At 72.6% G+C, this 16,513-nt stretch carries 14 protein-coding genes; 5 read left to right on the forward strand and 9 right to left on the reverse strand.

The genetic code is table 11. The features are described 5' to 3' along the window. Window positions 1-37: 37 nt before the first annotated feature. A complete protein-coding gene (locus LPC08_RS07155) occupies window positions 38-1,393 on the reverse strand; it encodes an Ig-like domain-containing protein (protein WP_230452016.1) in 1,356 nt (451 codons plus the stop codon). Window positions 1,394-1,569: 176 nt separating this feature from the next. Here LPC08_RS07155 and LPC08_RS07160 point away from each other — a divergent pair, with 176 nt between their 5' ends. Then, window positions 1,570-2,070 carry a nucleoside deaminase gene (locus LPC08_RS07160; RefSeq protein ID WP_230452017.1) on the forward strand — a complete coding sequence of 167 codons (501 nt, stop codon included), beginning with the start codon at window positions 1,570-1,572 and terminating at the stop codon, window positions 2,068-2,070. Window positions 2,071-2,180: 110 nt separating this feature from the next. After that, window positions 2,181-2,984, forward strand: a complete 804-nt coding sequence (locus LPC08_RS07165) for a Bax inhibitor-1/YccA family protein (protein WP_230452018.1) — start codon at window positions 2,181-2,183, stop codon at window positions 2,982-2,984. Between the two features lie 114 nt (window positions 2,985-3,098). On the opposite strand, the gene LPC08_RS07170 is transcribed toward LPC08_RS07165, so the two are convergent. From LPC08_RS07170 to LPC08_RS07185, 4 genes are all read right to left on the reverse strand, one after another. Continuing rightward, window positions 3,099-3,830 (reverse strand): CarD family transcriptional regulator, encoded by a 732-nt coding sequence (locus LPC08_RS07170; protein ID WP_230452019.1) that lies wholly within the window; start codon window positions 3,828-3,830, stop codon window positions 3,099-3,101. Between the two features lie 248 nt (window positions 3,831-4,078). Further along, window positions 4,079-4,411, reverse strand: a complete 333-nt coding sequence (gene fdxA, locus LPC08_RS07175; protein WP_230452020.1) for a ferredoxin FdxA — start codon at window positions 4,409-4,411, stop codon at window positions 4,079-4,081. 147 nt (window positions 4,412-4,558) lie between these two features. Next, window positions 4,559-4,849 carry an RNA-binding S4 domain-containing protein gene (locus LPC08_RS07180; protein WP_230452021.1) on the reverse strand — a complete coding sequence of 97 codons (291 nt, stop codon included), beginning with the start codon at window positions 4,847-4,849 and terminating at the stop codon, window positions 4,559-4,561. Window positions 4,850-4,886: 37 nt separating this feature from the next. Continuing rightward, window positions 4,887-7,814: a helicase-related protein gene (locus LPC08_RS07185; RefSeq protein ID WP_230452022.1), complete on the reverse strand. Its 2,928-nt coding sequence runs from the start codon at window positions 7,812-7,814 to the stop codon at window positions 4,887-4,889. A 129-nt stretch (window positions 7,815-7,943) separates the two neighbouring features. Between LPC08_RS07185 and LPC08_RS07190 the strand changes: the two genes are divergently transcribed. Continuing rightward, window positions 7,944-9,074 carry an MFS transporter gene (locus LPC08_RS07190; protein ID WP_230452023.1) on the forward strand — a complete coding sequence of 377 codons (1,131 nt, stop codon included), beginning with the start codon at window positions 7,944-7,946 and terminating at the stop codon, window positions 9,072-9,074. Between the two features lie 55 nt (window positions 9,075-9,129). On the opposite strand, the gene LPC08_RS07195 is transcribed toward LPC08_RS07190, so the two are convergent. The 4 genes from LPC08_RS07195 to acnA all read right to left on the reverse strand — a co-directional run bounded on the left by LPC08_RS07195 (window position 9,130) and on the right by acnA (window position 15,106). Beyond that, window positions 9,130-10,335 (reverse strand): Hint domain-containing protein, encoded by a 1,206-nt coding sequence (locus LPC08_RS07195; protein ID WP_230452024.1) that lies wholly within the window; start codon window positions 10,333-10,335, stop codon window positions 9,130-9,132. 298 nt (window positions 10,336-10,633) lie between these two features. Next, a complete protein-coding gene (locus LPC08_RS07200; RefSeq protein ID WP_230452025.1) occupies window positions 10,634-11,404 on the reverse strand; it encodes a metallophosphoesterase family protein in 771 nt (256 codons plus the stop codon). Then, window positions 11,401-12,333 (reverse strand): diacylglycerol/lipid kinase family protein, encoded by a 933-nt coding sequence (locus LPC08_RS07205; protein ID WP_230452026.1) that lies wholly within the window; start codon window positions 12,331-12,333, stop codon window positions 11,401-11,403. The genes LPC08_RS07200 and LPC08_RS07205 overlap by 4 nt, the downstream gene beginning before the upstream one ends. 70 nt (window positions 12,334-12,403) lie before the next feature. Next, on the reverse strand, window positions 12,404-15,106 hold the full coding sequence (gene acnA / locus LPC08_RS07210) for an aconitate hydratase AcnA (protein ID WP_230452027.1): 2,703 nt from the start codon (window positions 15,104-15,106) through the stop codon (window positions 12,404-12,406). A 63-nt stretch (window positions 15,107-15,169) separates the two neighbouring features. Between acnA and ccmA the strand changes: the two genes are divergently transcribed. Together ccmA and ccmB are read left to right on the forward strand one after the other, a co-directional pair. Then, a complete protein-coding gene (gene ccmA / locus LPC08_RS07215) occupies window positions 15,170-15,796 on the forward strand; it encodes a heme ABC exporter ATP-binding protein CcmA (RefSeq protein ID WP_230452028.1) in 627 nt (208 codons plus the stop codon). After that, entirely contained in the window at window positions 15,793-16,455 is a 663-nt protein-coding gene (ccmB, locus tag LPC08_RS07220; protein ID WP_230452029.1) for a heme exporter protein CcmB, read from the forward strand. Before ccmA ends, ccmB begins: the two co-directional genes overlap by 4 nt. Window positions 16,456-16,513 lie beyond the last annotated feature (58 nt).

Genomic DNA, 16,513 nt, shown 5'->3' on the forward strand with positions numbered 1-16,513 from the left:
GGCAACCGGCAGGCGTCAACGCATCACGCCCCGCGGATCAGACGAAGGCGTAGTCGCCCGCTGCCAGGGCAACGCCGCCGCTGCTGACCAACAGCCGCCCCAGCGCCTCGCCGCCGGCATGGACCTCGTAGACCAGGGCGTTGCCCGTGCTGCCAACGAGGTCGAGGGTCGCGCCGGGGCCGAAGCCGCTCAGCCGGATGACGTCGCCGCCGGCCACGCCTGCGCCCTGGAAGTCCACGATGTGGTCCGTGGCGTTGGTGGCCCCCAGCTCGCCGCGGGCGATGGCGAAGGTGTCGTTGCCGCCCCCGCCGGCCATGCGGTCCGCGCCCTGGCCGCCGGTGATCAGGTCGTTGCCGCCGCCGCCGTTCAGCACGTCGTTCCCTGCACCGCCGTTCAGCGCATCCGCGGCCGCCCCGCCGCGCAGCGTGTCGTCCCCGTCCAGCCCCGCAATCAGCACCCGGTCCGTGGCCGTGCTGCGGTCGAACAGGTCCGCCGAGGCCGTGCCCCGCAGGTAGGCGGGGCTGCCCGCGCCGACCGAGACGGTCACGGTGGCGGTGTCGGACAGGCCGGTGCCGTCGCCGACGGTATAGGTGAAGCTGGCCGTGCCGCTGAACCCGGCGGCCGGGGTGAAGGTGATGGTGCCGCCGGCGAGCGCGACGCTGCCATGGGTAGCGCCGCCCACCCCGGTCACGGCCAAGCTGTCGCCATCCGCGTCCGTGTCGTTGGCGAGGAGCAGTGCCGCGGAGAGGGTCAGCGGCGTGCCGAAGGCGGTGGAGACGGAGTCCGCGGCGGCGACCGGCGCGTCCGGCACCGGGGTCACCGTGATCACGACCGGCGTCCGCTGCTGTGGCCCGCCGAAGGCACCGAAGCTGAGGTAGAAGGAATCGGTGCCGTTGTAGTCGGGATCCGGCGTGTAGAAGATGAACTGCTCCCGGGTGTAGTCCGGGTTTCCTTCCTGCGTCGTCTCGCCATGCGCGGGCTGGGTGTAGGTCGTCCCGCCACCCAGGGCGATGACGTAGGACGTCACGAAGACCCGCGAATCCTCCGCCACCGTCAGCTCCAGCGCCGGCAGGTCCGGCAGCCCGTAGCGGATCTGGATGACGGCGGAGGAGGTCAGCCCGGCGGGATCGGCCACCGTGTAGACGATGGTGGAGAGCGAGGCGCCGGCGGAGAAGTCGCCGATGTAGTAGATCCCCTCCGGCGTCAACTCGACCGAGCCGGTGCTGCCGGTCGAGAGGGTCGCCCCGACGACCGTCAGTGGATCGCCATCCGGGTCGGAGTCGTTGGCGAGGAGGTCCTCCACCGGCAGGAAGGTGACGACGTCCGGCCGGATATCAAAGGCATCGTCGGCTGCCATGGGGGCGGCGTTGGCAAGCGCGGCGGCGGAGGCCATGGCTGGAACATCCCGGTGTTCGTTACCCTGCCGCTTTTAGCAGGGCAGCGCCGGTCTGCATGCCGAAATGACGACGCGGCCGTTACGATCGGCCGTGCCGGCCTTGTCCCGGCGGGCTCGCCTCGCCGGGGCCGCCGTGGCACCGTGCGCCGGCGCGCGAGGTCGCGGAGGGGGCGATGAGCGGGGATTTCACCGAGGAGGACGCCTTCTGGCTACGCCGCGCCTACCGGGCCGCGGCCGATGCCCGGGCGCGGGGCGACCGCCCCTTCGGCGCGGTGGTCGTGGATGCGGAAGGCGAGGTGCTGGCCGAGGCCGGCTCCACCCAGGGCGCCAGCGGCGACGGCACCCTAGCGCATTCGGAGATGAACGCCCTGGCGCAGATCGTCTCCGCCCGCGTCCCGCGGGAGCGGCTGGCCGGCGCCAGCATCTATTCCTCCGGGGAACCCTGCGCGATGTGCGCCGCGGCGATCTTCTACGTCGGCATCGGCCGGGTGGTGTATGGCCTGTCGGCCGAGGCCATCCTGCACCTGCGCAACGCCCGGCCGGAGACGGCGGGCCTGTCGCTCTCCTGCCGCGCGGTCTTGGAGAGCGCCCATGCACCCCCCACAGTGATAGGACCCTGCCTGGAGGGCGAGGGGGCGGAACCCCATCGCGGCTACTGGACGGAAACGGCCTGAAGGGGCCTGGCCGAATCTCTCTGGTTGAACCGCATTACGGATTGTCCATATTACTCACGTCAGCGGGGATGGTCCCAACCCTCATTCCCGCCGGAGGAGTCTTTCTCGCTATGGCATTGCGTCCCGACAACCGCTTCCCGACGGGCGGCTCGGCCTGGACCCAGCCTCTGGGTCGGGCCTCGACCACCGATGCCGCCGTCCTGGATGCCGGGCTCCGCGCCTACATGCTCCGGGTCTACAACTGGATGGCGTCGGGCCTGGCCCTCACCGCGATCGTCGCCTACGTGATCGCGAACACCTCGGCCGCGCAGGCCTTCTACACGATCGGCCGCACGGCGAGCGGCTACGTGACCACGCAGCCGACGCTGCTGGGCTGGGCCGCCATCCTGTCGCCGCTGGCCTTCGTCCTGGCCCTGTCCTTCGGCGTGAACCGCATGTCGAAGGGCACGGTGCAGGCGCTGTTCTGGGTGTTCTGCGCCGCGATGGGCGCCAGCATGGCGAACCTGTTCGCGATCTACGTGGGCACCTCGATCGCCAGCACCTTCCTGGTGACCGCGGGCATGTTCGCGGCGGTCAGCCTGTACGGCTACACCACGAAGACGGATCTGACCCGCATGGGCAGCTTCCTGATGATGGGCCTGATCGGCATCATCATCGCGGGCATCGTGAACATGTTCATCGGCAGCACGGCGCTGCAGTTCGCGATCAGCGTCATCGGCGTGGTCGTCTTCGTCGGCCTGACGGCCTTCGACACCCAGCGCATCAAGGCGGACTACGTCCAGTACGCCTATGCCGAGGGCACGGACGAGGCGGCGAAGCGCAGCGTGTTCGACGCGCTGGGCCTGTACCTGAACTTCGTGAACCTGTTCCAGCTGATGCTGCAGTTCATGGGTGTCCGCCAGTCCTCGGACTGACGACGCCTCGGCCTGATGACCGGCGGCGACAGCCAATGGAAAACCCCCGGGGATCGCTCCCCGGGGGTTTTTTCATGGGGCCGTCGCCTGCCGGGCAGCGGGGGCGGCCGGGGATCAGCCGCCGCCGGCCTTGCCCAGGTGGTCCATCAGCTTCTGGGTCGCCGCGGGCTTGTCCGTGCCGTCCCGCGCCGCGACCTCCATGGCCAGCCGGTCCAGCGCCAGCTCGTAGATCTGCCGCTCGGAGAAGGACTGGTCGGGCTGGCCGGCGTTGCGGTGCAGGTCGCGCACCACCTCGGCGATGGCGATCGGGTCGCCGCTGTTGATCTTCTGCTCGTACTCCTGGGCGCGCCGGGACCACATGGTGCGCTTGATGCGCGCCTTGCCCTTCAGCGTGTCCATCGCCTCGTCCATGACCTTGGGCGAGGCGAGCTTGCGCAGGCCGGAGGAGGGCGCCTTGGCCATCGGCACCTTCAGCGTCATCCGGTTCTCCTCGAAGGTGATGACGATTACCTTGAGGGTGGTGCCGGCGACCGGGATCTCCTCGATCCCCTGCACCTGGCCGACGCCATGGGTCGGGTAGACGACATGGTCCCCCGCCTTGAAGTCCTTGCCCTGGTTGCCCAGCGGCTTGGGCGGCGGGGCGGGGCGGATCGGGCCGGCGGCGACGGACGGCGCGGCCTCCTCCGCCGGCTCCGCCGGGGCCTCGGCGGGGGGGGCGGCCTCCTCGACGGTCTCGCCGGCCTTCCTGGTGGGGGTGGAGGTCCGGGCCGCGGCCGCCCTCGGGCGCGCGGCCGGGGCAGCCGGCGGGGTGGCGGACGCGGGGTCCTTCCTGGCATTTGCCGCCATGCGGTTCATCTCCTTCGCGGGGCGGCCCCGTCAGGACGGGGCGGCGGTCATCGCGTGGGTCCCGGGCGTCGCGGCACACCGCCACGCCTCCGGTCTCCCGGAGGAAACGCGCGAGGGCAAGCGAAGGCACCGTGGCCAACAGCGCGCGGCGGAATCACCCCTGGGTGACGGCCGCCGGGCACAGGCTGGACCCAGGGGACGCTGCCCCTAGCACGGAATCGGCCCCGCGTCATGCGCGGGGCGGCAGGTCACGGCTTGCCGGCGGCCGGGTCGAACAGCTCGCGCTTGCCCGGCTTGCCATCCCACTCCGCGGCATCGGCCGGCGGCTCGCCCTTGCGCGAGATGTTGGGCCACTGCGACGCATAGGTCCGGTTCAGCTCCGCCCAGTCCGTCGCCCGGTCGTCGCTGTCGGGGAAGATGGCCTCCGCGGGGCATTCCGGCTCGCACACGCCGCAGTCGATGCATTCGTCGGGGTGGATCACCAGCATGTTCTCGCCCACGTAGAAGCAGTCCACCGGGCAGACCTCGACGCAGTCCATGTACTTGCAGCGGATGCAGTTCTCGGTGACGACATAGGTCACGGTGGGCGACTCCTGGCGAAGCGCCGCGGCAGGCGCAGGGCGGCGGCGGGCGTCACATGGCGCGGGCGGCGGGTCGCGGCAAGCCGCCAAATCGGCGGGCTGTCCCGGCCGCGCCGCATCCGTGGCGGGCTGGCCGGCGGCGGCAGCTCAGCCGGGCAGTTCCTCGTAGAGCAGCCGGGCCTCGGCGGCGGGGCCGCGCCGGCCCGCCAGGGCCAGGACGCGCCAGACCCGGATGGCGCCGCGCTCCGCATCGCCCAGCGCCAGGGTCAGCACGTCGCCGGGGCGCAGCCGGGCATGCGCCTTCTCCGCCGGCTGGCGGTTCAGACGGACGGCGCCGGCCTCCACCAGCCGGGTGCAGGCGGCCCGGGTCTTCGCCACCCGGGCGCACCAGAGCCAGGCATCCAGGCGCTGCCAGTCCCGGCCCTCCGCCTCCGTCACGCGGCGCGCGGCCTCGCGGCCGGGCTGTGGCGTGGCGTCACTTGCCCAGCTTCAGCTTCGCCAGCACGGCGAAGGGGCTGTCCGGGTCCATCGCCCGGTCCTCCCGGCGCGGCGGCTGCTGGAAGGCGCGCTGCGGCCGCTCGCCACGGTTGTCGCGGGGCGGCCGGTCGCCGCGCTCGCCCGGCGGCCCGCCGCGGCCGCCCTGGCGCTCGTTGCCCTCGGCGTTCCGGCCGCCGCCCTGGGGCGCGCCCGGGAAGGGACGCTCGCCGCGCGGCTTGCCGTGATGCGGGCGGTTGTGGCGCGGGTCGCCCTGACGGGGATCGCCGTGTCGCTGCTCCCGCTGGGGCGGACGCGGGGCGTCGCGGCGCGGCGCCTCGGCGCCGGCTTCCGCACCCGCCTCGGCGGCGGCGGGCTCCGGGGCCGCCGCGCCGTCCTGCGGCACGGCCGGGGCGGGCTTCGGCGGCCCGCGATGCTGGCGCTCCGGGCGGGGATGGCGGTGGCGCTGGTGGTCCTCCCGGCGGGTCGCGACCATGGGCGGGGCAGGGGGGCCATAGACCTCCTCGCCCACCGCCTCGGCCGTCACCAGCCGGAAGCCCAGCGCCTGGAGCGCCGGCGCCAGCGCCTCGGCCTTCAGCCCCAGGCGGCTGGCCACGTCGTGCGGCATCACCGCCGGGGCGCGCCGGGTCAGGTGGCCCAGCTCGCCCGCGATGCGCTCGGCGACGTCCAGGCGCACCAGCACCTCGCCCGCGTTCACCCAGCCCATCGTCTCGGCGAAGCCGCGCGGCCAGTTGCTGGGCGGCGTGATCGAGACCAGCCCCCCCACCGGCAGCGGCGGCACCGCGCTCTGCGCCGAGAGCGCCCAGAGCTGCGCCCGCAGCGCCATCGGGCGCGGCTTCAGCATCTCCGGCAGATAGAGGGCGAAGCGGCCGGCGCGCACGCCGACGGCCTTCAGCTTGGCCCGCAGCTCGGGAGTGATCTCGCGCTCCGTGCCGCCGGGCAGCAGGCCGAGGTATTCGCGCAGGCGGAACAGGTGGCCGCGCAGGGCGGCGTCCTCGGCGGCCTTGGTCTCCGCCGCCTCCAGCGGGGCGAGGGCCTTCTTGACCAGCCCTTCCAGCCAGGTGGCGAGACGCGCCCGCACCCGCTCCCGCTGGGCGCCATCCAGGAATTCGGAGGACAGCGGCTCGACGATCGGCTTGTCGGGGCTCGGCCCCGCCTTGAGGCGGGCGATCTCGGCGGATTCATGCCCCGGCGCGCCGGGCGGCGGCGAGCCGGGCAGGGTCCAGGTCACCCGTTGCAGCGGCGTGAGGCCGAAGGCGTCGTCGGGGCTGGCTTCCAGCAGGGCGACGCGGCGCGGCATCTCCTCGCGCAGCGCCCGGCGGGCGGCGCGCAGGACGACCTTGCGCTCCTCCTCCCCCGCATCCGCGGCGGTGTCGGCCTGGAACTCGAAGCCCGAGATCTTGCCGACCGGATGCCCTTCCACCACCACCTCGCCGCGGCGGGTGACGGCGGAGAGCATCTCCTCCTCGCTGTCGTCCAGCTTGCGCATGAGCTGCGCGGCGCGGCGGTCGACGAAGCGGGCGGTCAGGCGCTCGTGCAGCGCGTCGGAGACCTTGTCCTCCACCGCGCGGGCCTCGCCCTGGAAGCGGGCGGCATCCTTCACCCAGTCGGCGCGGGCGGCGATGTAGGCCCAGACCCGGATCGAGGCGAGGCGCGCCATCAGCGTGTCGAGGTCGCCCTCGATGTTGGAGAGCTGGGCGATCTGCCCGTCCACCCAATCCTCCGGCAGCGCGCCGTCCTCGACCAGGTGGCGGAACACGCGGGAGCACAGGCGGGTGTGGCTGTCGTCGGCCAGCTTGCGGAAGTCGGGGATCTGGCACGCTTCCCACAACAGCCGCACGCGGCCGCGGGAATCGGCCAGCCGCCGCACCTCCTCCTCCCGCGCCAGGGCGGCCAGGGTGACGTGGTCGGTGGCGTCGTTGCCCTTGGCGAGCCCCGCGAAGGGCGGGGGTGCGGCGAGGCTGTCCAGCAGCGCGTCCACGCCCGCGTAGTCGAGCGCGCTGTTGCGCCAGGCCAGCGTGGTCAGCGGCTCGAACTGGTGGCCCTCGATCTTCTCCACCAGCTCGTCGGAGAGGGGAGGGCAGTCGCCGGTGACGCCGAAGGTGCCGTCGCGCATCCCGCGCCCGGCGCGTCCGGCGATCTGCGCCGCCTCCTGCGCGGTCAGCGGCCGGGGGCGGTGGCCGTCGAACTTGCTGAGGCTGGCGAAGGCGACATGGTCCACGTCCATGTTCAGCCCCATGCCGATGGCGTCGGTCGCCACCAGGAAATCCACCTCCCGCTCCTGGTACAGCGCCACCTGGGCGTTGCGGGTGCGGGGGCTGAGCCGGCCCATCACCACGGCGCAGCCGCCCCGGCGGCGGCGGATGGCCTCGGCGATGGCATAGACCTCGCCGGCCGAGAAGGCGACGACGGCCGAGCGCGGCGGCAGGCGGGTGAGCTTGGCCGGCCCGGCATAGGAGAGCTGGGAGAGGCGCGGCCGGGTCTCGACCTCGGCCGAGGGGACCAGCTTCTGCAACAGGGGGCGGATGGTCTCGGCGCCGAGGAACATGGTCTCGACCAGCCCGCGCGCGTGCAGCAGGCGCTCGGTGAAGACATGGCCGCGATCCGGGTCGGCGCAGAGCTGGATCTCGTCCACCGCCACGAACTCGACCTGCCGGTCGAGCGGCATGGCCTCCACCGTGCAGGCGAACCAGCGCGCCTCGGGCGGGACGATCTTCTCCTCGCCGGTGATGAGGGCGACCAGCCCCTCGCCCTTGGCGGCCACCATCCGGTCGTAGTTCTCGCGCGCCAGCAGGCGCAGCGGGAAGCCGATGATGCCGGAGCTGTGGGCCAGCATCCGGGTGATGGCGAGGTGCGTCTTGCCGGTGTTGGTGGGGCCGAGGACGGCCTTCACCCGCGGTTCGAACATGGGCGGCGCGTGGTGGCTCATATCGGGGGCGAGTGTGTGACGCCCGCCTGCGCGCTTGGCAACAGGCCCCGGCATTTCCGCTCGCCGGACGGCCTTGGCAAGCGCGGCGGAGCGGGCAAGCCTGCCGCCGTGCCGGCCTCTCCCGCCCCTCGCTATGCCCTGCTGCTGAGCACGTTGTTCGGCGGGGTCGGGATCACCATGCCCTTCCTGCCGCCCTACCTGGCGGCCAAGGGCCTGTCGCCCGAGGCCGTCGGGCTGGTCCTGTTCCTGGGCTCCGCCACGCGGCTGGCCGTCGCCCCGCCGCTGGGCGCGCTGGCCGACCGGATGCCCGATCCGCGCGGGATGCTGTCCCTCGGCGCGCTGCTGGGGGCGGGCGCGGCGCTGCTCTGGCTGCCGGCGCAGGGGCTGGCGGCGCTGATGGCGCTGCAGATCCTCTGGAGCCTCTGCATGGCGCCGCTGGGGCCGCTGGCCGAGGCGATGACCCTGGTGGCCTCCCGCGCCGGGCTGCTCGATTTCGGCCGCGTCCGCGCCATCGGCTCGGTCGCCTTCATCCTCGGCTCGATCGCGGGCGGGCTGGTGGCGGAACGCGCGGGCTATGGCGCGGTGCCGCTGCTGCTCTGCGCCACCATGGCGGCATCGGCCGCCGCGGCGTGGCTGCTGCCGGCGGCGATGCGGGCCGGGCGGCCGGTCCGCACGGGCCTCGCCGGGCTGCTCTCGCTCCCCGGGCTGCGCCGGCTGCTCCTGGTCTCGGCGCTGATCAACGGCAGCCACGCCGCGCTCTACGGCTTCAGCAGCATCCACTGGGCGCGGGCGGGCCATGACACGGCGGCGATCGGCCTGCTCTGGGGCCTCAGCGTGGCGGCCGAGGTGGCGATGTTCTGGTTCGGCCGCCGGGTGCTGCTGCGCCTCGATCCCCGCCGGCTCTTCCTGGCCGCGGCGGTGGCGGGGGTGTTGCGCTGGTCCGTGCTGGCGGCCACCACCGCCCTGCCGGCCCTGGCCGCGGCGCAGTTGCTGCATGCGCTGACCTTCGGGGCCTATCACCTCGCGGCCATGCACCTGCTGTCGCAGATGGTGCCGCCGAATCGCGCGGCCGCGGCGCAGACCCTGCATGCGAGCCTGGGGGCCGGCGGCGCGCTGGCCCTGCTGACCCTGGCCTGCGGGCCGCTCTACGCGGCGATGGGCGGCGGCATGTTCCTGGTCATGGCCGGGCTGTGCCTGGCCGCGCTGCCGCTGGCCTGGACCCTGAAGCCCGATCGCTGAAGCCGGACCGCCCGCGCTGCCTGCCACGGCCGGGCAGGCAGGAGGGGGCGGCCCCTCAGGCCGCGCGGGCCCGGGCGGCCTGCTGCCAGCGGGCGGCGATCCCGGCCCGGATCGCGGGGAGGCGCGGATCCTCCGCGGCGAAGCGGGGGGCGAGCCGGTCGGCGTCGCGGCCGTCATCGGCGCCGAAATCCGGATGGAGGTCGGTCGCCGCGCCATTGGCGAAGGCGGCGCGGTTGCCGGTGTCCAGGTAGCTCTCCGCCGGGCAGCCTTCGGCCAGCAGCGCGTCGTGGCGCGGCAGTTCGACGTGCCAGTAGGTCACGCGCGCCACGCCCGAATCCCGCAGGATGGCGGCGCCATCGACCAGCATGCGGGCGGGGATCAGCAGGCCCTCGATCCAGAGGCAGTGGTCGGGCGAGACGACCAGGTCCCGCGACGGCGCGCCCTGGCCCAACGCCCCGGCCCGGATGCGGATCGGGCAGACCTTCCCGGGCTGCGGATGGCGAAGCAGGTCCACCTCGCGCCAGCCGAGCCACAGCACCGGCGCGAAGGCCCCCTGGCGGCCGGAGAGGACCTGAACCTCGTCGCCGACCTCCAGCTCCTCCACCGCCACCTCGCCACGACGGGTCGCGATGCGCGTGCCGGCGGCGAAGCAGGGGTTGGGGCTGCTGATGCTGGTGTCGGCGAACTGCCAGGTCTCGAAGCCATGGATGCGGTTGAGCGTGCCATCGGCGCCGGTGACGAGGGAGTTGCCGGGACTCACGAACTGGAAGGTGTAGTCGCCGATGGCCCCGGAGAAGACAACGGTGTCGCTGCCGCCGCCCGCATAGACGGAGTTGTCGCCCGGGCCGAGGTGGACGATGTCGTCCCCGGCGCCGCCGAAGAGGCTGTCGTTGCCCTCGCCGCCAAGGATCGTGTCGTCGCCCAGGCCGCCGACGACCGTGTCGTTGCCCGCGCCGCCGTCCAGCAGCCCGGTGCCGCCGAAGCCGACGATCTTGTCGTCGCCCTCCTCGCCATAGGCGACATTGCCGATCCCGGGGCCGGTCTTGATGTAGTCGTTGCCGATGCCGCCCGAGAGGCTGTCGACTCCCTCGCCGCCGGAGAGCAGGTCGTCGCCGCTGCCGCCATCGAGGGTGTCGTTGCCGTCGCGGCCGGCCAGAAGGTCATCGCCACCCAGGCCCTGGACCGCATTGGTGTCGCCGCCACCGACGAAGGTGTCGTTCCCTTCGGTGGCAGCGGGTCCGGGGGTGAAAGTTCCGCTCATCCGATGCGCTCCTGATGATGGGGCGGCGCTTCCTCGGGGCAGTCGGGTTACGACCCGTTAACCTCGTGTACTATAGAAATTCGCCGGTCGTGCAGAAATCTGACACTGCAACGAGGCATTGTTTGGTTTCACATACGCTCCAGGTTGTGCATGATGGACCTGATACCGTATCGATCGGGCGAGTTTCGGCGTTCTGCACCAACCTGTCGGCGTTTTCGTCTGTGGAATGTGCAAGGATCAGCGGGTTCTGTTGTGCATAAGGGCTGACAGCAGCAACCCCGGGTCTCGGGCCTGTGTTCTAGGCCGCTTCCATCCAGGCCGTGCCGGTCCAGCGCGACACCGTCCAGGAAACATTCCCGGCTTCCACGATGATCCGGTTGTAGGCGTTCGCCTCGCCGCGGAGACGCAGGGATGTGGCGGAGCCGGCCTGCAGCACCGTCAGGCGATGCCTGTGCGTGGCGGCGACGTCGAAGTCGCTGACGTATCCGCGGTGCAGATGGCCGGCGAGGATGAGCCGCACGCCGCTGCGCGCCAGAGCCCGGAGGGCGCGCGGCGCGCCCCGGACCAGGGTGGTCTCCGGTGCCCAGGATGGTGCCAGGAAGGGATGGTGCGCCAGCACGATGCGCACCGGCCCCCGTGGCAGTCCGCGCAGCCGCCGCAGCAGGCGCAGCAGCGCCCGGCGATGGACGGCGCCGTCGGCCCAGCTGTGCCACAGCCCCCCGCGGCTCACGGTGTTGAGGCCCAGCACCGCGATTTCCGGATCGATCCAGTCGGGCTCCGTCGTCGCGCCCACGGCCTCCTGCCAACGGCCGAAGGGCACCAGGAAACGCTCCCAGGGCCAGTAGGCCGTGATGTCGTGGTTCCCCGGCACGGCGATCCAGGGCGCGCGGAGGGCCCGCAGGAACTCGGCGGCCGCCGCGTATTCCCGGCGCCGCGCCCGCATCGTCAGGTCCCCGGAGACGGCGACCAGGTCGGCGGGGTCCTCGTTCAGCCGGTCCAGCAGCGCCGCCGTCGCCGCCGGGTCGATGCGGTTGAAATGCAGGTCGGAGATGTGGTCGATCCGCCTCATGCCGCCGGGCCTTCCGCCGCGGCGTCCACGGGCGGCGGAGGCACCCGGACCCGCAAGGCGCCCGGGCGGCTGCGGTACTCGAGCGGGGTGGCGAGCACCAGCATCTCGCCGTCGTTCATCACCCGGAGATGCGAGCGGCGCGAGCGGAGCGTGAGCGCCGGCGTGTGCAGGATCTCCAGCTCTGCCGGATTGCGCCAGGCGCCGAGCGCCATCGCCAGCAGCATGCGGATCGCCCAGAGCAACCCGAAGCGGCGGGGCCGATAGACCGCCAGCACGCCGCCACTCAGGCGCGGGCGGTGGAACAGGCGGCCCAGCGATTCCTCATAGGGGTTGTTCACCACCGACAGCGCCAGCGCCCAGATCCGCCGCCGGCGCGGGTCGCCCGGCCGCGTCAGGGCCAGGCGCAGCGGCGGATGCCCCATGGCCCGGATCAGGGCGATCCAGAGGCGCAGCCGGGAGAAGATCGTGCGCTCCCGGCGATGCAGCTGCCGGTGCCGGCCGATATGGTTGGGCAGCCCCAGCACGGACTGGCAGGTGAAGACCTCGCCGTTCACCTCGCCGACATCGATCTCGCGCGTGATCCCATGGGCGGCGACCTGCGTCGCCTCCTCGGGATCGAGCGGCAGGCCCAGATCCTTGGCCAGCAGGTTCAGCGTTCCGAGCGGAAGAATTCCGAGGAGGCGGCCGGTGCCGGCGAGGCGCTGCGCGGCGCCGCGCAGCGTGCCGTCGCCGCCGCCCACGATCACCAGCTCCGCCGGATCGGCGGCGGCGAGGTCAAGCCGCCCCTCCATGTCGGGGGCTGCGTCCTCACCGATGACCCGCAGGTCGAGGCCCGAATCCCGCAGGATGGCCTCGATGCGCTCGGGTAGCTCGGGCCGGCCGGTCAGCGTGCCGGCCCGCGTATTCAACACCAGAACAGCGCGGGTCATGCGGTCATCCGTCTCCGCGCCGCGCAACGCGGGGCCGGGACGGCAAGTTGCCCTCCCGGCCCGCAGGGGATCAGGCCGCCTGGGCCGATTCCGCCATCGAGCGCAGCACGTAGTGCAGGATGCCGCCCTGCTTGTAGTACTCGACCTCGTCGGCCGTATCGACGCGGCACGTCAGCGTGGTGCGCGTCTCCGTGCCGTCGGGGCGGTGGATCACCATCGTCACGTCCATGCGCGGGGTGATGGTCTCGAGGCCGACGAAGTCGATCGTCTCCTCGCCGGTCAGGCCGAGCGAGGCGTGGCTCTCGCCGTTCTTGAACACCATCGGCAGCACGCCCATGCCGACGAGGTTCGAGCGGTGGATGCGCTCGAAGCTCTCGCAGACGACGGCCTTCACGCCCAGCAGGAAGGTGCCCTTGGCCGCCCAGTCGCGCGAGGAGCCGGTGCCGTATTCCTTGCCGCCGAAGATCACCAGCGGCACGCCCTCCGCCTTGTAGCGCATGGCGGCGTCGTAGATCGGCAGCACGTCGCCCGAGGGCAGGTGCTTGGTGATGCCGCCCTCGATGCCCGGGACCATCTGGTTCTTGATGCGGATGTTGGCGAAGGTGCCCCGCATCATCACCTCGTGGTTGCCGCGGCGGGCGCCGTAGCTGTTGAAGTCCGCCTGCCGCACCTGGTGCTCCAACAGGTACTCGCCGGCGGGCGAGGCCTTCTTGATCGAGCCGGCGGGCGAGATGTGGTCGGTGGTGATGGAATCGCCCAGCACCGCCAGGACCCGGGCGCCCTCGATGGCGGCCTTCTCCTCCGGCTGCATCGTCATGCCCTCGAAGTAGGGCGGGTTCTGCACGTAGGTGGAGCCGGAGTTCCAGCGATAGGTGTCGCTGTCCGCGTCCACCTTGATCGCCTGCCACTGCGAGGTGCCGTCGAAGACGCCCGCATAGCGCTCCATGAACATCTTCCGGTCCAGGGCGGAGGCGACGATGTCGTTGATCTCCTTCTGGGTCGGCCAGATGTCCTTCAGGAAGACGTCCTTGCCGTCCTGGTCCTGGCCGATCGCCTCGGTGGTGATGTCGCGGGTGATCGTGCCGAACAGCGAGTAGGCGACCACCAGCGGCGGCGAGGCGAGGTAGTTCGCCCGCACGTTCGGGTGGATGCGGCCCTCGAAGTTGCGGTTGCCCGACAGCACGGAGACGGCGACCAGCTTGTTCGTCTCGATCGCGTCCACGATGTGGTCCTCGATCGGGCCGGAATTGCCGATGCAGGTGGTGCAGCCATAGCCCACGGTGTTGAAGCCGATGGCGTCCAGGTCCTCCTGCAGGCCCGACTTGGTCAGGTAGTCCGTCACCACCTGGGAGCCGGGGGCGAGCGAGGTCTTCACCCAGGGCTTCGGCCGCAGCCCCTTGGCCCGCGCCTTGCGCGCCACGAGACCGGCGGCGACCAGCACGTAGGGGTTGGAGGTGTTGGTGCAGGAGGTGATCGCCGCGATCACCACGTCGCCATGGCCGAGGTCATGGTTGGCGTTGGCGACCGGGTAGCGCTTGGCGATGTCGGCGGGGCCGCCGGCGAGCGCCGGCAGGTCCTTGGCGAAGGCGGTCGCGGCATCGCCCAGCAGCACCTTGTCCTGCGGCCGCTTCGGACCGGCCAGCGAGGGCTGCACGGTGGCGAGGTCGAGCTCCAGCGTGTCGGTGAACACCGGGTCGGGGGTGTTCGCGTCGCGCCACAGGCCCTGGGCCTTGCAGTACTCGCGCACGAGGTTGATGCGGTGCTCGTCGCGGCCGGAGAGGGAGAGGTAGCCCAGCGTCACCTCGTCCACCGGGAAGAAGCCGCAGGTGGCGCCGTACTCGGGCGCCATGTTGCCGATGGTGGCGCGGTCGGCCAGCGGCAGGTTGGCGAGGCCCTGACCGAAGAACTCGACGAACTTGCCGACCACGCCCTTCTTGCGCAGCATCTGGGTGACGGTCAGCACGAGGTCGGTGGCGGTCACGCCCTCGCGCAGCGCGCCGGTCAGGCGGAAGCCGATCACGTCCGGGATCAGCATGGCGATGGGCTGGCCGAGCATCGCCGCCTCCGCCTCGATGCCGCCGACGCCCCAGCCCAGCACGCCCAGGCCGTTGACCATGGTGGTGTGGCTGTCCGTGCCGTAGCAGCTGTCGGGATAGGCGTAGGTGTCGCCGATCTCGCTGCGGGTCCAGACGACCTGGGCCAGGTGCTCCAGGTTCACCTGGTGGCAGATGCCGGCACCCGGCGGGACGACGCGGAAGTTGTCGAAGGCGGACTGGCCCCAGCGCAGGAACTCGTAGCGCTCGCCGTTGCGCTCGTACTCGATCTCGACGTTCTTCTCGAGCGCGTCGGGCGTGCCGGAGACGTCCACCATCACCGAGTGGTCGATCACCAGATCCACCGGCACCAGCGGGTTCACCCGGCGCGGGTCGCCGCCGAGCTTGAGGATGCCGTCGCGCATCGCGGCGAGATCCACCACCGCCGGGACGCCGGTGAAGTCCTGCATCAGGATGCGCGCCGGGCGGAACGGCACCTCGCGGTCGGAGCGGGCGTCCTTGATCCAGCCGCCGAAGGCCTCGGCGTCGGCGACGGTGTAGGCGCGGCCGTCCTCGAAGCGCAGCACGTTCTCCAGCAGCACCTTCAGGCTGTTGGGCAGCTTCGCGATGTCGTAGCCGAGGGCCTTCCCGGCCTCGGGCAGGCTGAAGTAGTGGTAGTCCTTGCCGTCCACCGAAAGGGTTCGGCGGGTCTTCAGCGTATCCTGCCCGATCATCCGCATGGTAGTTGCGAACCTTTCGCAAAAAGGTTGATGTTTTTCAATCGGCTTGAAGCATGGCGGCCGATGCGGGTCCAGGGGAACCACGGCGGAGTTGGGCGGCTGCTGCACGTCGAGAACATGTCCCTGCGTCGGGGCGGCCATTCCGTCATCACCGGTCTGACCGTTTCCGTGGCAGGCGGCGAGGCGCTGGTGCTGACCGGGCGCAACGGCGCCGGGAAGTCGTCGCTGCTGCGGGCCCTGTCGGGGCTGCTGCGGCCCGAGTCCGGCACCGTGTCCTGGTGCGGCCAGGACATCGCTGCCGATCCCGCCGCGCATGCCAGGCGGCTGCGCTGGGTGGGGCACCTGGACGCGGCCAAGCCCGGCCTGACGGTGCGGGAGAATCTCCGCTTCGCCGCACGCCTGCTCGGCGGCGCGGTGCAGCCGGCGCTGGACGCGCTGGCGCTGAACGCGGTCGCGGACCTGCCGGCGCGGGCCCTGTCCTCCGGGCAGAGGCGGCGGCTGGCGCTGGCGCGGCTCGCGCTGGGGCCGGCGGCGCTGTGGCTGCTGGACGAGCCCACGGTCGGCCTCGACGCCGCCTCGGTCGCGCGCCTCGCGCCGCTTCTCGCCGCGCACCGGGCGGCGGGGGGCATCGTCGTCGTCACCACCCACCTGCCGCTGCCGCTGGATGCACCGCGCGAGCTCGCGCTGTGACCGCGATCTGGCTGGCCGTCCTGGCGCGCGAGCTGCGGCTGGCGCTGCGCCATCCCGGCGACATCCTCGCCGCGGTGCTGTTCTTCCTCGTCGTCTGCGCGCTCTTCCCCTTCGGCGTCGGCCCCAGCCCGGAGGCGCTGGCCCGGCTCGCGCCCGGCGCGCTGATGGCCTCCGGCCTGCTCGCCGCCCTGCTGCCGCTGGACCGGATGTTCGGGGCGGAGGCGGAGGACGGCTCGCTCGACCTGCTGCGCCTCTCCGGCCTGCCGCCGGCCGGAATCGCGCTGGCCAAGGCGGTGGGGCACTGGCTGGTCACCGGCCTGCCGCTGGTGGCGGCGACGCCGCTGGCGGGGGCAATGCTGAACCTGTCGCCGGAGGCCTGGCCCGCGGCCTGCGCGGCGCTGGCGCTGGCCGGGGCCGCGCTGTCGCTGCTGGGGACGATGGGCGCGGCGCTGACGCTCGGCGCCCGCCGCGGCGGGGCGCTGCTGCCGGTGCTGGTGCTGCCGCTGGCCGTGCCGGTCGCCATCTTCGCCGCCGCCGCGATCGAGGCGGCGGCGGGCGGGCTGTCCCCGCGCCCCTACCTGCTGCTGCTGGGCGCGCTGGTGGCGGCGATGCTGCCGCTGGCCCCGCTGGCGGCCGGCGCCGCCCTCCGCGGGGACTGACGGTCCCGGGCGGGTGATCGGGCGGATGGGCGCGGGAAGGGGATTGAACCGCGGCCCG

The organism is Roseomonas sp. OT10, from assembly GCF_020991085.1.
Classification (GTDB): Bacteria; Pseudomonadota; Alphaproteobacteria; order Acetobacterales; family Acetobacteraceae; genus Roseomonas; species Roseomonas cutis.

What these genes read in the sequence shown, in the direction of transcription:
- LPC08_RS07155 (WP_230452016.1), bottom strand. Translation starts at nt 1,393, where the DNA reads ATGGCCTCCGCCGCCGCGCTTGCCAACGCCGCCCCCATGGCAGCCGAC.
- LPC08_RS07160 (WP_230452017.1), top strand. Translation starts at nt 1,570, where the DNA reads ATGAGCGGGGATTTCACCGAGGAGGACGCCTTCTGGCTACGCCGCGCC.
- LPC08_RS07165 (WP_230452018.1), top strand. Translation starts at nt 2,181, where the DNA reads ATGGCATTGCGTCCCGACAACCGCTTCCCGACGGGCGGCTCGGCCTGG.
- LPC08_RS07170 (WP_230452019.1), bottom strand. Translation starts at nt 3,830, where the DNA reads ATGGCGGCAAATGCCAGGAAGGACCCCGCGTCCGCCACCCCGCCGGCT.
- LPC08_RS07185 (WP_230452022.1), bottom strand. Translation starts at nt 7,814, where the DNA reads ATGTTCGAACCGCGGGTGAAGGCCGTCCTCGGCCCCACCAACACCGGC.
- LPC08_RS07195 (WP_230452024.1), bottom strand. Translation starts at nt 10,335, where the DNA reads ATGAGCGGAACTTTCACCCCCGGACCCGCTGCCACCGAAGGGAACGAC.
- LPC08_RS07200 (WP_230452025.1), bottom strand. Translation starts at nt 11,404, where the DNA reads ATGAGGCGGATCGACCACATCTCCGACCTGCATTTCAACCGCATCGAC.
- LPC08_RS07205 (WP_230452026.1), bottom strand. Translation starts at nt 12,333, where the DNA reads ATGACCCGCGCTGTTCTGGTGTTGAATACGCGGGCCGGCACGCTGACC.
- acnA (WP_230452027.1), bottom strand. Translation starts at nt 15,106, where the DNA reads ATGCGGATGATCGGGCAGGATACGCTGAAGACCCGCCGAACCCTTTCG.
- ccmA (WP_230452028.1), top strand. Translation starts at nt 15,170, where the DNA reads ATGCGGGTCCAGGGGAACCACGGCGGAGTTGGGCGGCTGCTGCACGTC.